This window comes from Actinokineospora auranticolor, assembly GCF_041897805.1.
In the GTDB taxonomy this organism is placed as follows: domain Bacteria; phylum Actinomycetota; class Actinomycetes; order Mycobacteriales; family Pseudonocardiaceae; genus Actinokineospora; species Actinokineospora auranticolor.
This window is the reverse complement of sequence record NZ_CP154825.1, coordinates 3,553,942-3,568,325: the sequence shown is the minus strand read 5'-3', so window position 1 is coordinate 3,568,325 and position 14,384 is coordinate 3,553,942. Positions and strand designations below refer to the sequence as shown.

The 14,384-nt window shown below is 69.9% G+C and carries 11 protein-coding genes and 1 riboswitch; of the genes, 8 read left to right on the top strand and 3 right to left on the bottom strand.

Annotated features, from left to right (window positions below; genetic code table 11):
* Positions 1-89: 89 nt before the first annotated feature.
* From V5P93_RS16110 to V5P93_RS16100, 3 genes are all read left to right on the top strand, one after another.
* Entirely contained in the window at positions 90-1,319 is a 1,230-nt protein-coding gene (locus V5P93_RS16110) for an SGNH/GDSL hydrolase family protein (RefSeq protein ID WP_104476465.1), read from the top strand.
* A gap of 62 nt (positions 1,320-1,381) precedes the next feature.
* On the top strand, positions 1,382-2,275 hold the full coding sequence (locus tag V5P93_RS16105; protein WP_104476464.1) for an aminoglycoside phosphotransferase family protein: 894 nt from the start codon (positions 1,382-1,384) through the stop codon (positions 2,273-2,275).
* A 661-nt stretch (positions 2,276-2,936) separates the two neighbouring features.
* A complete protein-coding gene (locus V5P93_RS16100; RefSeq protein ID WP_245930973.1) occupies positions 2,937-4,436 on the top strand; it encodes an NF041680 family putative transposase in 1,500 nt (499 codons plus the stop codon).
* Positions 4,437-4,444: 8 nt separating this feature from the next.
* Here V5P93_RS16100 and V5P93_RS16095 read toward each other — a convergent pair whose 3' ends face one another.
* From V5P93_RS16095 to V5P93_RS16085, 3 genes are read right to left on the bottom strand one after another with little or no spacing between them, the layout of a single operon-like run.
* Positions 4,445-5,407 carry a glycosyltransferase gene (locus V5P93_RS16095; RefSeq protein WP_104476462.1) on the bottom strand — a complete coding sequence of 321 codons (963 nt, stop codon included), beginning with the start codon at positions 5,405-5,407 and terminating at the stop codon, positions 4,445-4,447.
* Positions 5,408-5,461: 54 nt separating this feature from the next.
* Positions 5,462-6,520, bottom strand: a complete 1,059-nt coding sequence (locus tag V5P93_RS16090; RefSeq protein WP_245930971.1) for a ribonucleotide-diphosphate reductase subunit beta — start codon at positions 6,518-6,520, stop codon at positions 5,462-5,464.
* Positions 6,517-8,880, bottom strand: coding sequence for a ribonucleoside-diphosphate reductase subunit alpha (locus V5P93_RS16085; RefSeq protein ID WP_245930969.1), 2,364 nt, complete (start codon positions 8,878-8,880; stop codon positions 6,517-6,519). The genes V5P93_RS16090 and V5P93_RS16085 overlap by 4 nt, the downstream gene beginning before the upstream one ends.
* A gap of 113 nt (positions 8,881-8,993) precedes the next feature.
* Positions 8,994-9,201: riboswitch (cobalamin riboswitch) on the bottom strand.
* 323 nt (positions 9,202-9,524) lie between these two features.
* Here V5P93_RS16085 and V5P93_RS16080 point away from each other — a divergent pair.
* The 5 genes from V5P93_RS16080 to V5P93_RS16060 all read left to right on the top strand — a co-directional run bounded on the left by V5P93_RS16080 (position 9,525) and on the right by V5P93_RS16060 (position 14,204).
* Entirely contained in the window at positions 9,525-10,322 is a 798-nt protein-coding gene (locus V5P93_RS16080; RefSeq protein WP_104476460.1) for an MHYT domain-containing protein, read from the top strand.
* A 261-nt stretch (positions 10,323-10,583) separates the two neighbouring features.
* A complete protein-coding gene (locus V5P93_RS16075; protein WP_104476459.1) occupies positions 10,584-11,870 on the top strand; it encodes an extracellular solute-binding protein in 1,287 nt (428 codons plus the stop codon).
* On the top strand, positions 11,867-12,763 hold the full coding sequence (locus V5P93_RS16070; RefSeq protein WP_104476457.1) for a carbohydrate ABC transporter permease: 897 nt from the start codon (positions 11,867-11,869) through the stop codon (positions 12,761-12,763). The genes V5P93_RS16075 and V5P93_RS16070 overlap by 4 nt, the downstream gene beginning before the upstream one ends.
* 77 nt (positions 12,764-12,840) lie before the next feature.
* Positions 12,841-13,662 carry a carbohydrate ABC transporter permease gene (locus V5P93_RS16065; protein WP_104476786.1) on the top strand — a complete coding sequence of 274 codons (822 nt, stop codon included), beginning with the start codon at positions 12,841-12,843 and terminating at the stop codon, positions 13,660-13,662.
* 167 nt (positions 13,663-13,829) lie between these two features.
* Positions 13,830-14,204 carry a hypothetical protein gene (locus tag V5P93_RS16060; protein WP_104476456.1) on the top strand — a complete coding sequence of 125 codons (375 nt, stop codon included), beginning with the start codon at positions 13,830-13,832 and terminating at the stop codon, positions 14,202-14,204.
* Positions 14,205-14,384 lie beyond the last annotated feature (180 nt).

Genomic DNA, 14,384 nt, shown 5'->3' with positions numbered 1-14,384 from the left:
GGGAATTGTCGGGGGTCGGCCGTAGGTTGGTGCCAGTGGTGGTCGGGTGACCTGGGACCACCGCACAAAAAACTGTTGGGGGTAAGGCAATGAAGAGACTCGCGGCGCTTGTGCTCGTCGCTGCGGTCGTACCCGCGTTCGTGCCCGGCACCGCCGGTGCCGGGCAGGCGCGGGGATGGACGACGGCCACGTGGTCGGCCTCCCCGCACCGGCAGAGCGCGGACCTGGGGCCGAACTGGGGAGTCGACGGGTTCGACAACCACACCGTGCGGCAGGTCGTGCGCGTCAGCGCGGGCGGACCCGCGCTCCGCGTCCGGCTGTCGAACGCGTACGGGTCGACCCCGCTCAGGGTGGGCGGCGCGACCGTGGCGCGGGCCGGTGACGGCGCGGCGGTCCGGCCCGGGACCGTGCGGAACCTGGCGTTCGACGGGAAACGGTCCGTTGTGGTGCCCGCGGGCCGGGACGTCGTGACGGACCTGGCGGTACTCCCGGTGTCGCCGCTGGAGAAGCTGACCGTCACGCTGTACCTGCCGGAGAAGACCGGTCCCGCCACCGGCCACACGTTCGCCGCGGCGACGAGCTACCGCGCGGCGGGCGACCACCGGTCGGACACCGCGGCGGCCGCGTTCGGCGAGACCACCGAGGCCTGGTACTACCTCAGCGGCGTCGAGACCGTCGACCCCGCACCGCGGCGCGACGTCGTGGTGGCCTTCGGCGACTCGATCACCGACGGCGCCGGGTCCACGATGAACGGCGACAACCGGTACCCGGACGAGTTGGCCGAGCGCCTGCGCGGGAAGCGGCCCGTGGTCAACGCGGGCATCGGCGGCAACCGGGTGACCAACGACTCCCCGTGCTTCGGGGAGCGGGCCACCGCCCGGTTCGACCGGGACGCGCTGGCGCAGCCCGGTGTCCGCACGGTGATCCTGCTGGAGGGCATCAACGACATCGGCTTCAGCGACTTCGACTTCGTCTGCGCGAAGCCGAACCCGGCGGTCACCGCCGCCGACCTGATCGCGGGCTACCGCGAGCTGATCCGCAAGGCCCACGCCAAGCACGTCCGGGTCGTCGGCGCGACGCTGCTGCCGTACAAGGGGGCGATGTACTTCTCCGACCGCGGCGAGGGCGTCCGCGACGAGGTGAACGCCTGGATCCGCACCTCCGGCGAGTTCGACGCGGTGGTCGACTTCGACCGCGTGACGGCCGACCCGGCGGATCGGGACAGCCTGCTGCCCGCCTACGACAGCGGCGACCACCTCCACCCCAGCGACGCGGGCTACCGGGCCATGGCCGCCGCGGTGGACCTGTCGACGCTGTAACCGTGCGGAATGGACCTGGCACAATCCCCGTGCCAGGTCCATTCGCCGAACGCGGGGTTCGCATGCTGACCGTCCCACCGGGATTCGCCGAGTCCACGATCGCCCGCGAGGGCGAGGCGGGCAGGCGGTGGATCGACTCGCTGCCCGCCTTGGCCGCCGACTTCCTCGACCGGTGGGCGTGCGTCGCGTCCGGCCCCGTGCTGCACGGCTTCGTGGGCGTGGCGATCCCGGCCACCCGCGCGGACGGCTTCGAAGTCGTCCTCAAGCTGGGTTTCCCACTCACCTACAACACCGCTGAACCGCTCGCCTTGGCCGCGTGGAACGGCAACGGCGCCGTCCGACTCCTGGACCGCGACGACAGCCGTTTCGCCATGCTCCTGGAGCGCCTCCAGCCCCTGGACCGCCCGGAGCCCACCCCGTTCACCACCATCGGCCGCCTGGCCCACCACTTGGCCATCCCGGCCCCACCCGGCATCCCGTCCCTGGCCGACAAAGCCCGCGCGTGGACGGTCGACGTACCCGCGCACGCGGAACGACTCGGAAACCCGCTGCCGCGCCATGTGATCGATGCCTGCGTGGCCAACGCCCGCGACCTCGCCACCGACCAACCGGCCCTGCTCGTCCACGGCGACCTCCACTTCGGCAACATCCTCCGCACCAACACCCCGACCAACGCCCTACGCGCCATCGACCCCAACGGCTTCACCGGCGACCCCGCCTATGAACTCCTCCCCCTCCTCCGCGGCGACTGGCAGGCCATCGCGGCGGAGCCCGACCCCGCCCGAGCGATCGACCGCCGAATCGCCGAGTTCACGGAGGCGGCCGAACTGGAGATCGACCGCCTCCGCCGCTGGACCCAGGCCAGGGCCACCGAGTCCGCGCTATGGTCGAGGCAGCTCAACGAACCAACCCGAGTCACAGCGGTAGTCGACACCCTCGCCACGACCCTGGCCTGACCACCAGCCCCACGCGCCGCGACCGCGCTGATCCACCACCCCGAGGCAACCACCTCCACGGCACACCCACTGGGCGCGCCATCCCTGCCTCGAAGACAACCACCGCCACTCAGACCTGCGGCTACCCACAACCCTCTCTGCCCGCCCACCGCACCCATCCAGGCCATGCCCGCCGGTTTGCCCTCCTGGTTCGCACTCCATGTCTTCACAAGACATCCCCTTGCCACCTGGACCCGCGACGGTCCCTTCCGCACACCCCACCTACCCGCCGCACCCATCCGATCCCCTGCCCGCCAGCCATCCCCCGCTCCCGCGACCTGGAAGCCACTCCGAGGCAACCGCCCCCATGCCCGCTGATTCCGCCCATCCATGCCTTCGCAAGACACCCCGCTGCCACCTGGACCTGCGGCTGCCACCTCACCCACTCCACCTCTCCAACTCCCCCTCTCGCTCTCCCGCCCACCACCACCCGCCCCTCTCAAACGCTCATTATCTTGATAGTGACTAGTCAATAATGAGACCCATAAAGCGCTGCCTTCCACCAAGAGAGCAACCGCTCAACGTGTCTGGTCTCGGGATGGCCTAGCTTGAGTTTTAACGTGCTGGGCTTGGTGGCTGCCCCCTGTCGATCATGAACGAAGCCCTTGGTTGATCATTCCTCTTGCGACAGAAGGACGACCACAACCAAGGGCTTCAGTTGATCAGTGTGCACGACGCCGGTTCGGCCGGCGTGTCCGGGCACCTCGCCCGGTTCCGTCAGGCGTTCTACCAGAGCTTGTCCAAGCGGGGAGATGCGTTGTTCGAGCTGGTCGACGCGATGTTGTGCGCGGACGGGCCGGTGCGGTCGTTGCCTGAGTTGTCCCTGGTAGGCGAACATCGTCGCGGTCACGGCAGCCTCTATGCCGGCTTGGCGCATGGTCGGGTGGACGTTGATCGGCTGCGATGTGCTCTGGCTGCCTGCCCGTTACCGCGGGCGGCGGACGGCCGGTTGGTGTTGGCGGTCGATGTGACCTGCTGGCTGCGGCCGGAAGCGCATACCTCGCCGGAGCGGATCCTGTGCTACACTTACGGACGCGGCAAAGACACGCACATCATGGTGCCTGGCTGGCCCTACTCGATCGTGGTGGCGTTGGAGACAGGGCGCGGCTCCTGGACCGCCCCTTTGGACGCGGTCAGGCTGGCGCCGGGAGACGACGCGGCAACGGTGACCGCCCGGCAAGTGCGCCAGGTCGTGACCCGCCTGATCGAGGCAGGCCACTGGCAGCCCGGCGACCCGGCGATCATGCTGGTGGCCGACGCCGGTTACGACGGTCCTCGGCTTGCGTTCCTGCTCCAGGATCTGCCGGTGGTCGTGCTGGTTCGAATGCGCTCGGACCGGGTGCTGCGCCGCCCCGCGCCTGCTCACCTGCCCGGCACCCTGGGGCGGCCCCGCCGCCACGGCGACGAGTTCGTCTTCGGTGACCCCGCCACCTGGAGCGAGCCGGAGGTCACCACACGCACGGAAACCCGGCTTTACGGTCCAGCACTGGCTCGCGCTTGGAACCGGCTGCATCCTCGTCTGACCCACCGCACCGCCTGGGCAAACCACTTCGGGAAGCTCCCGGTTATCGAGGGCACCGTGATCCGCCTCGAGGTCGACCGACTGCCCTCCGGAGCGATCCCAAAACCGGTCTGGCTCTGGCATTCCGCCACCGATCTCGACGCCACGAGGGTCGACCTTCTCTGGCAGGCGTTTCTGCGGCGGTTCGACATCGAGCACACCTTCCGCATGCTCAAACAAACCCTCGGCTGGACCACCCCGAAACTCCGCACGCCCGACCAGGCGGATCGGTGGACCTGGCTCATTCTGACCGCTTACACCCAACTCCGCCTCGCCCGCGACCTCGCCACCGACCTGCGCCGTCCCTGGGAGAAAACCGCACGCCCTGGCCGACTGACCCCGGCTCGGGTCCGCCGCGGATTTCGGCACCTCCACGCAACAATCGATACACCAGCCAGCGCACCGAAACCCACCCGACCAGGTCCAGGACGCCCCACCGGACAACCCAACCAACGACCAGCCCCACGCCACGACGTCCACACCGCCACCAGCGCCGACACACACAAGACCCGCAACAGCAAGACCCAGTCCAACACCCCACGACCCCGCCGCACAGGTTAAAACTCAAGCTAGTCGGCGATGAGGTCCGGGAGCCGTCGGGCGATCTCCTCCGGCCCCGGCATCCGGCGGATCTCTTCCGCGATCCCACCCGCGGCCGCACGAAGATCCGGACTGGTCAACACCGCGGCCACCGCATCCGCAACAGCTTCCGCGGTCACCTCACCAGGTCGCACCGCCACCCCCGCGGCCACCAAGGCCTCCGCGTTGGCGAACTGGTCCGCCCCCTGCGGAAGCACCACCTGCGGTACCCCCACCGCCAGCGCCCCCAAAGTCGTGCCACTACCCGCGTGGTGAACCACCGCCGACGCGTGCCGAAGCACCTCAGCCTGCCCCACCCACGACCGCGCGATCACGTTCCCCGGCAACGGCCCCACCTCCGCGACCGGCACCCGCCCCGTAGCGACCACGACCTGAGCGTCAACCCGCCCCAACCCCGCCACAACCACCCGAAGCACATCGGCCGTCCCGAACGCCGTCCCCAACGTCACGTACACCAGCGGCCGACCGGGCACCTCGACCGAGAACTCCCCCGGCGCGAACGGCACCGGCCGCACCAACACCCGCTCCGCCTCAAAACCCTTGTCCTGCAATGAAGGCGGACAAATGTCAAGGTGCGTGCCACCGACCGGGCGCACCAGCCCGATCCCCTCGGGAAACATCCGCCCGAACCCGTGCCACAGGCCAGGCACCCCGGCCCGACGCGCGGCGACCCCGGCCTCCGGCACACCCCACCCGTGCACCACCGCGTCCGGTCGCCACCGGTCGAGTTCCGGTTCCAGGTCCTCCGCGTACACCTCGTAGAACACGTCCGCCGGTCGGAACGGCCGCAGCCCGACCGAGGCCAGCGGCGCGTGCACTTCCTCCCCCACCGCGAACCGCACCTCGTGCCCAGCCGCCCGCACCGCCGCGGCGAACGGGACCATCGGGTAGGCGTGCCCGACCGACGCAAGGCTCACGAACATCACGCGCATGGCGCACAAACTACGGCGCGGTCGCCAGGGAATCCGAGCGACCGCGCCGTGTCCTCAGAAGTCCTCGTCGAAGGTGACCGTGCCGCTGACCGCGACCTGGTAAGCCGAGACGCGGCGTTCGAAGAAGTTGGACAGTTCCTGCACGTCCTGCAACTCCATGAACGGGAACGGGTTCTTGCTGCCGTAGATCGGTTCGATGCCGAGTACCTGCAACCGCCGGTCGGCGACGTGTTCCAGGTAGGCCCGCATGTCCGTCACCGACATGCCCGCGACGCCGAGGTCGAGCAGGTCGTGGGCGAACTGCGTCTCGGCCTCCACGGCCTCGCGGAGCATCTCGCGGACCTGGTCGCGCAGGTCGTCGTCGAACAGGTCCGGTTCCTCGCGGCGGACGGTGTCCACCACGTCGAACGCGAACGCCATGTGCATCGACTCGTCGCGGAACACCCAGTTGGTGCCGGAGGCCAGGCCGTTGAGCAGGCCGCGCGAGCGCAGGAAGTACACGTAGGCGAAGGCCCCGTAGAAGAACAGGCCCTCGATGCAGGCGGCGAAGCAGATCAGGTTCAGCAGGAACGACCGGCGGTCCGCGCGGGTCTCCAGGCGGGTCAACGCGGAGATCGAGTCGATCCACTTGTAGCAGAACTCGGCCTTGGCCCGGATCGACGGGATGGTCTCGACGGCGGCGAACGCCTCGGCGCGGTCGTCCTCGTCGGGGAGGTAGGTGTCGAGCAGCGTCAGGTAGAACTGGACGTGCACGGCCTCCTCGAACAGCTGCCGGGACAGGTAGAGCCGGGCTTCCGGCGCGTTGACGTGCTCGTAGAGGTTGAGCACCAGGTTGTTGGCGACGATGGTGTCGCCGGTGGCGAAGAACGCGACGAGCCGGTTGACCAGGTGCCGTTCGGCCGGGGACAGCTTGCCCAGGTCGGCGAGGTCGGTGTGCAGGTCGACCTCCTCCACCGTCCACGTGTTCTTGATGGCGTCGCGGAAGCGGTCGTAGAACAGCGGGTAGCGCATGGGCCGCAGCGTCAGGTCCATGCCCGGGTCGAGCAGGGCGTGCTTGCGGGCGGTGTTGCGCAGAGCGCTGTTGTGCGTCGCGTCGTCGTTCAGGGTGGTCACTGGCAGGCCTCGCAGGACTCGGGGTTCTCCAGGGAGCAGGCGATGGCGTCGACGGTGGCCTCGGGCACGGCCACGGTCGCCTGCTGGATGCGCGTCGCCGGGCGGGAGCGCAGGTAGTACGTGGTCTTGAGCCCGGCTTTCCAGGCGTAGAGGTACATCGAGGACAGCTTGCCGATGGTCGGCGCGGCCACGAACAGGTTCAGCGACTGGCTCTGGTCGACGTACGGCCCGCGCGCGGCGGCCAGCTCGATCAGCGCCTTCTGCGGCAGCTCCCACGCGGTGCGGTACAGCTCGCGGACGTCGGCGGGCAGTTCGGTGACCCCCTGCGCGGACCCGTCGTCGCGCTTGAGCCGGGACCGGATCTCGTCGGTCCACAGGCCGCGCGCCTTCAGCTCGCGCACCAGGTAGGAGTTGATCTGCAGGAACTCCCCCGACAGCGTCTCGCGCTTGAAGGTGTTCGACACCTGCGGTTCGACGCACTCGAAGCAGCCCGCGATGGAGGCGATGGTCGCGGTCGGCGCGATGGCGACGAGCAGCGAGTTGCGCAGCCCGTGCTCGGCGATCCGCGCCCGCACCCGGGCCCACCGCTCGGTCTGCGTCGGCGTCACACCCCAGAGGTCCGGTTGCAGGTCACCCCGCGCGGCGCGGGTCCGCGCGTACGCGGGGTGCGCACCCGCCGACGCGGCCAGTTCGGCGGAGGACTCCAACGCCGTCAGGTAGATCTCTTCCGCGATCCGAGTCGACAGCTCGCGCGCGGCGGGTGAGTCGAAGGGCAGGCGGAGCTTGAAGAACACGTCCTGCAAGCCCATGACGCCGAGGCCGACCGGCCGCCAGCGCGGGTTGCTCGCCGCGGCCTGGGCGGTCGGGTAGTAGTTGATGTCGATCACGCGGTCGAGGAAGACGACCGCGGTCCGGACCGTGGCCCGCAGGCGTTCCCAGTCGATTCCACCGGAAGCGTCGCCCCCGGCGCCATCCACCAGCACGTGCGCGCCCAGGTTGACCGACCCGAGGTTGCAGACCGCGGTCTCGTCGTCGCTGGTGACCTCGAGGATCTCGGTGCACAGGTTGGACAGGTGCACCACGTTCCCGGGTTCGGCGGTCTGGTTGCAGGTGCGGTTGGCGGTGTCCTTGAACGTCATCCAGCCGTTGCCGGTCTGCGCCAGAGTGCGGATCATGCGGCCGTAGAGGTCGCGGGCCCGGACGGTGCGCACGGCGCGGCCCGCCTCCTCGGCGGCGCGGTAGGCGCGGTCGAAGTCGTCGCCCCACAGGTCGACCAGCCCGGGCACCTCGTCGGGGTCGAACAGCGACCAGTCGGAGTCGGCCTCGACGCGGCGCATGAACTCGTCCGGGATCCAGTTGGCCAGGTTGAGGTTGTGCGTGCGGCGGGCGTCCTCACCGGTGTTGTCGCGCAGCTCGAGGAACTCCTCGACGTCCGGGTGCCAGGTCTCCAGGTAGACGCAGGCCGCGCCCTTGCGCCGGCCGCCCTGGTTGACCGCGGCGACGGAGGCGTCGAGGGTGCGCAGCCAGGGCACGATGCCGTTGGAGTGGCCGTTGGTGCCGCGGATCAGGGCGCCGCGGGAGCGCACGCGGGACCACTGCACGCCGATGCCGCCCGCGAACTTGGAGAGCCGGGCGATCTGCGCGTACCGCTCGTAGATCGACTCCAGTTCGTCGCGGGGCGAGTCGAGCAGGTAGCAGGAGGACATCTGGGTGTGGACGGTGCCGGAGTTGAACAGCGTCGGCGAGCTGGGCAGGTAGGCCAGCGACGACATGAGCCGGTAGAAGCCGACGGCCTCCGCGGCGGTGCGCGAGAGACCGCAGGCCACGCGCAGCAGCCAGTACTGCGGCGCCTCGATGACCGTGCGCCGCGCGGGGTGGCGCAGCAGGTAGCGGTCGTAGACGGTGCGCAGGCCGAAGTACTCGAACCGGCGGTCGGCGTCGAGGTCGATGGCGTCGTCGAGGTCGATGGCGTTGGCCGCGACGAACGCGGCGGTGGTGTCGCCGATGAGCCCTTCCGCGTGGCCGAGCGCGATGCTCTCGCTGAACGAGCCGACGCCGTGCCTACGCACCTCCTTGTCGATGAAGGCGCTGAGCAGGCCCGCGGCGAGCCTGGAGTACTCGGGCTCCTCGGCGACGAGCGCGGCGGCGGTCTGGATGGACAGCTTGTCCAGTTCCTCGGTGGTGGCGCCGTCGTAGAGGCCGCTGATCGTCTTGGTGGCGACCCGCAGCGGGTCGACCTCGGTGAGGCCGACCGCGCGGCGCGCCACGGCGCGCACGATCCGGTTGACGTCGACGGGTTCGAGCGCGCCATCTCGTTTGCGCACCCGCATGGTGGTCACGACTGAGTCGACGACCGTCACAGAACTGTCTCCTCGCGAGCCGGGCGGCCTGCCGGGGACAGCGGGGAGCGAACGGGCGCGCGCGACCGCCACGTCCTCCCACCCTCCCTCGGGGCCGCGGACACCCGCGCGCGGACGCGCGCCGGGGTGCTGGCAGGTCTTCGGACTCGTGGGCGTGCCGATCGGCGCCTACCGGCCATCGCTTCCCGGACCCGGGGTCCAGTGCTTCGTGACGGCTTCCGTTCCCACTCACCGCTGCGGGGCAGTCCCGGACTCACACCGGGTTCCCTCTTGCGACGACCGATCTGGCGGACCGGTCGAACCAGCTGCGGGACACAATACATAGGGGTGCCGGCCCGCCAGCGCACCCACATCTTGTGGGCGTGTCGCCAGGACATGGCCACACTCGACCGTTTCGGCGAAACCGGAACCTTCCTGGCGGGCAAGAATTGCGAACAGTGAGACACTCTCGACGGTTCATCACCCTCCGCAATGTCACGTCGGGTCAGCGACCAAGCTCAACCATCCCGCGCGCGGCGCAATAATCCCTGTTCAGACCACAATCAACATGACTCATCTCGCACCCGCGCGCCTTGGTCAACAGGCACGCAGCGTGATGTGCTCACCCGAAGTTGCCTTGAGGGTCGAAACAGGAGAGATGGCTGATGGACCACGTTCACCACTTCTCCGTCGGGGCGGTCACACCCGTCCTGTCGTACCTCATCGCCTGCCTCGGCTGCACCCTCGGCCTCTTCAGCATGCAGCGCGCCCGGGCCCAGATCGGGCTGCCCAAGCAGGCCTGGCTCGCGCTCGGCGCGGTGTCCATCGGCGGCACCGGCATCTGGACCATGCACTTCGTCGCGATGATGGGCTTCTCCGTCGACGGCACCCCGATCCGCTACGACCTGTTCCGGACGATGATCAGCCTCGCGGTGGCCGTGGGGATCGTGTGGATCGGCCTCTGGTCGGTGGCGCGCGGCAAGGCGACCTGGCCGCGGCTGATCGGCGCGGGCGCGATCACCGGCGTCGGCGTGGCCTCGATGCACTACCTGGGCATCTCCGCGATGGCGATGAACGCCCACGTCGGCTACGACACGGGTCTGGTGGTGCTGTCCGTCGTGATCGCCGTGGTCGCCGCGACCGCCGCGCTGTGGGCCACCTCCAACGTGCGGGGCATCGTGGCCACCGCCGGGGCCGCGCTGATCATGGGCGTGGCGGTGTCGGGCATGCACTACGTCGGCATGGCCGCCATGGAGGTCGGGCAGGTCACCGGCGCGCGTGCCTCGGACGTGCAGGGCCTCGAGGCGTTCTCCTTCTTCGGACCGCTGGCCATGGTGCTCGGCGTGCTCTCCGCGCTCTCCCTGCTGGCCGTGGGGATCGGGGCCACCGAGCGCGAGATCGCCGAGGACCAGTGGGCCGAGGAGCAGCTGCGGAGCCTGATGGGCGACCGCGCCAAGAACTAGTCACCACCCGCCCCACCGGAACACCACCCGCCGCGGCGGGTGGTGTTCTTCGCGTTCCCACCCGTTCGCCGGGCCGCGTGCCCGCGCGCGGCCCGCGATACCGCCCGCACCGTCCGGAAAGGACCGGTGGGGAATCACCGGCCACTGGTCCGAATGGTTCAGACCTTGCCACGGCCGCACCGCGCTTCTACCATCGCCCACACGTTGCTCTCTATGAAACGAATGTTGCGTGCAGCGCAACACTCAGGACGGGGTCGAGAGATGCGGAAGTCACGGTGGTTAGCCGGGATCGCGGCGGCCGTCTCGTTGGCGGCCTGCGCGCCCGTGCAGTCCGGTCCCGCCCAGCCCGCGGGCGACGAGCGGACCGGCCAGCTCCGGGTCTGGCTGTTCGACGAGGTGAACCGCGCCGCCAAGGAGAAGGTGGTCCAGGAGGCGGTCGCGGAGTTCCAGGGCAAGCACCAGGGCGTGACCGTGGACGTGCAGTACATCCAGGTCCAGTCCCGCGCCGAGCGGTTCAAGGCCGCGTTCAGCGACCCGGCGAGCGCGCCGGACGTGGCCGAGTTCGGCAACACCGACCTCGCCGGGTACGTGTCCGCGGGCGGCCTCGCCGACATCAGCGGCGAGGCGCTGAACTGGGAGGACGTGCACGACGTGCTCCCCGCCGCGCTCGACGCCACCAAGGTGGACAAGAAGGTCTACGCCATCCCGTGGTACATCGGCGTGCGCGCGCTCTACTACCGCACCGACGTCTTCACCGAACTCGGCGTCAAACCACCGTCCACACTGGACGAGATCGCCCCGCTGGCCCGCCGGATCCGGGCCGCCAAGCCCGACCTGCTCGGCATCTCCGTCGGCGGCAAGTACACCTACGGCGCGCTGCCGTTCGTGTGGGGTGAGGGCGGCGAGCTCGCCACCAGCCTCAACGGCAAGTTCACCGCCGCCATCGATTCCCCGCAGGCGAAGGCGGGCGTGGCCAAGTACACCGAGCTGCTGCGCGACGACATCTGCCCGCCCGCCCAGTGCGCGGGGAACGGCGGCGACGCCAGCGTGGAGGCGTTCCGCGCGGGCAAGGCCGCGATGACCATCGGCGGCGACTTCAACCGCAGGTCGGTCGACGCCAGCGCCGCGGCGGGCAAGTACGCCGTGGTCCCGCTGCCCGGCAAGGCCCCCGGCGTCATCGCCCCCGCGTTCGGCGGCGGCAACCTGCTCGGCCTGCTCTCGGGTACCAAGCACCGGTCGCTCGCCTTCGAGTTCACGCAACTGCTGGCGGGCAAGCAGTACCAGCGCAAGATGTTCGACGCCATGGGCAACTTGCCCACCTTCTCGGGTCTGCAGCGCGAGTTGGCCGACTCGGTGCCCGCGATCAAGCCGTTCACCGACACGCTGGCCTCCGGGGTCAAGTTCGTGCCGAACACCCCGGCCTGGGCGAAGATCGACGCGCAGGCGGTGGTCCCGACCATGCTCCAGGAGGTCGCGCGCGGCACTAAGGACGTCGACGCCGCGACGAAGTCGGCCGCCGACGCCATGAACGCGGCCTTCGGCTCGTGACCGCGGGGCCCGCCGCGCGCGGGCAGGGCCGGACCGCGCTGGGCTACCTGGCGCCCGCCCTGCTCGTGCTGGGCGCTCTGCTGGCGTACCCGGTGTACCAGCTCGTGGTCATCTCGCTCTTCGACTACGGGCAGGAGCAGGTCAGCGGCGGCGCGCCGCTGGAGTTCCTCGGCGCGGGCAATTACGAGGAGCTGCTGGGCAGCGCGCGGTTCTGGGAAGTGCTGGCGCAGACGGTCGGGTTCGCGGCCGTCTGCGTCGTCACCACCCTGGTGGTCGGTGCCGCGCTCGCGGTCCTGGCCACCAGGGTGCGGCCGTGGGCCCGGATGTGCCTGTTCCTGGCCGCGCTGGGCGCGTGGGCGACGCCCGCGGTGGCGGGCTCGACGATCTGGCTGTTCCTCTTCGACGCCAACTTCGGCCTGGTCAACCACCTGCTCGGGCTGGACGGCTTCTCCTGGACCTACGGCAAGTGGACGGCCTTCGGGCTGGTCGCCGCCCAGGTCGTCTGGTGCTCGTTCCCGTTCGTGATGATCACCCTGTACGCGGGCATCCGGGCCATCCCCGGCGAGGTGCTGGAGGCCGCCGCGCTCGACGGCGCGTCGACCTGGCGCACCGCGCGGTCGGTGGTCCTGCCGCTGCTGCGGCCGATCCTGGTCGTGGTGACCATCCAGTCGGTGATCTGGGACTTCAAGGTGTTCACCCAGATCTACGTGATGACCGGTGGCGGCGGCATCGCCGGGCAGAACCTGGTGCTCAACGTGTTCGCCTACCAGCAGGCCTTCGCGGCCTCGGAGTACGGGCTGGGCGCGGCGATCGGCGTGGTGATGACCGTGGTGCTGCTGGCCGTCACCCTGTTCTACCTGCGCGCGCTGCGCCGGTCGGGGGAGGAACTGTGAGCGTGGACACGGCGGTACCGGCCCCGGCCCGGGTCGAGCGGCGACCGGTCAAGCGGACCGGGGGCAGCGGCCGCGGGGTGGCCGAGGTGGTCACCGTGGTGGTCGCGGGGGTGGTGGCGTTCCCGCTGTTCTGGATGGTGCTGACCGCGTTCAAGCCCGAGGACGAGATCATCTCCGCGCAACCGCGGCCGTGGACGCTGCGCCCCACGTTCGACAGCTTCGTGCGGGCGCTGACCGTACAGAACTTCGGCCGCTACTTCGTCAACAGCGTGGTCGTGGCGCTGGCGGTGGTCGTGCTGAGCATGGCCATCGCGTTCCTCGCCGCGGCGGCGCTGACCCGGTTCCGGTTCAAGGGCCGCACGACCATGCTCATCATGCTGCTGGTGGTGCAGATGGTGCCGGTGGAGGCGCTGACGGTGCCGCTGTTCTTCCTGATGCGCTCGGTCGGCCAGTCGGTGCCCGCGTTCGGGCTCAACCACCTGGGCTCGCTGGTGCTGGTGCACCTGGCGTTCAGCCTGCCGTTCTCGATCTGGATGCTGCGCGGGTTCGTCGCGGCGGTGCCGGTGGAGCTGGAGGAGGCGGCGACCCTGGACGGGGCGAGCCGGTTCGGGTTCCTGTGGCGGGTGCTGTTCCCGCTGGTGGCGCCCGGGTTGGTGGCGACCAGCGTGCTGTCGTTCATCCACGCGTGGAACGACTTCCTGTTCGCCAAGACGTTCATCATCTCCGCGGCGGAGAACCAGACGCTGCCGCTGGCGCTGCAGGTGTTCGTCAAACCGGACCAGAACGACTGGGGCGCGATCATGGCGGGCTCCACCCTGATGACCATCCCGGTGCTGGTGTTCTTCGTGTTCGTGCAGCGGCGGCTGGTCAGCGGGCTGGCGGGCGCGGTGAAGGGTTAACGGGTTCCACACAGGACAAACCGAGCACTGTTCACCACCCGGCCATATGTCGTACACCACAACGGTATCCCCCCGGATCCCGCCGTGGAGAGGTAACCGTACGCTTTGTTCCGACAGTGACCAGGTGTCCACACCGGTCGGGTGGAGAGCGGAAGAGGAAGAGCCCCATGGGGTGGTTCGGCAAGGGCAAGGAGCGGCGGGAGAAGGTCCTCAGCGGCGGGGGCGGCCACGCGGCCGGGTGGGAGATGGCCGCGGCGCGCCAGGCGGTCACCATCGCCCGGTCCGGCCCGACCGCGCAGCAGTTGCTGTCCACGGGCGTGCCGGGCACGTACGGGCGGGTGGAGTCGGTCGTGGACACCGGCGCGCAGGTGCACCACGACCCGGTCGTCGACCTGCTGCTGTCCGTCGACGGCCACGACAGGCCGATCGGGCTGCGCACCATCGTGCCCCGGATCTCGGTGCCGCGCCCCGGTGAGGGCGTCGTGCTGGTCGACGACCCCGAGAACCCGGGTACCTACCTCTACGCGGGTCTGTCACTGTAGGAGAAGCCGGACGAGTCGGGTGGTCGCGCGTGCGCGACCACCCGACTTTCGTTTGCGCCCCGCCTTTATTCCCGCCCCCGGCAGGCGTCCCACCACCTGGCCGTGCGTGCCCGGTGTCCCCGGACCGGCGCACAATCCGGTCAGGTTGATCAGGGAACACTCTGGGAAGGGAGCCCGCCG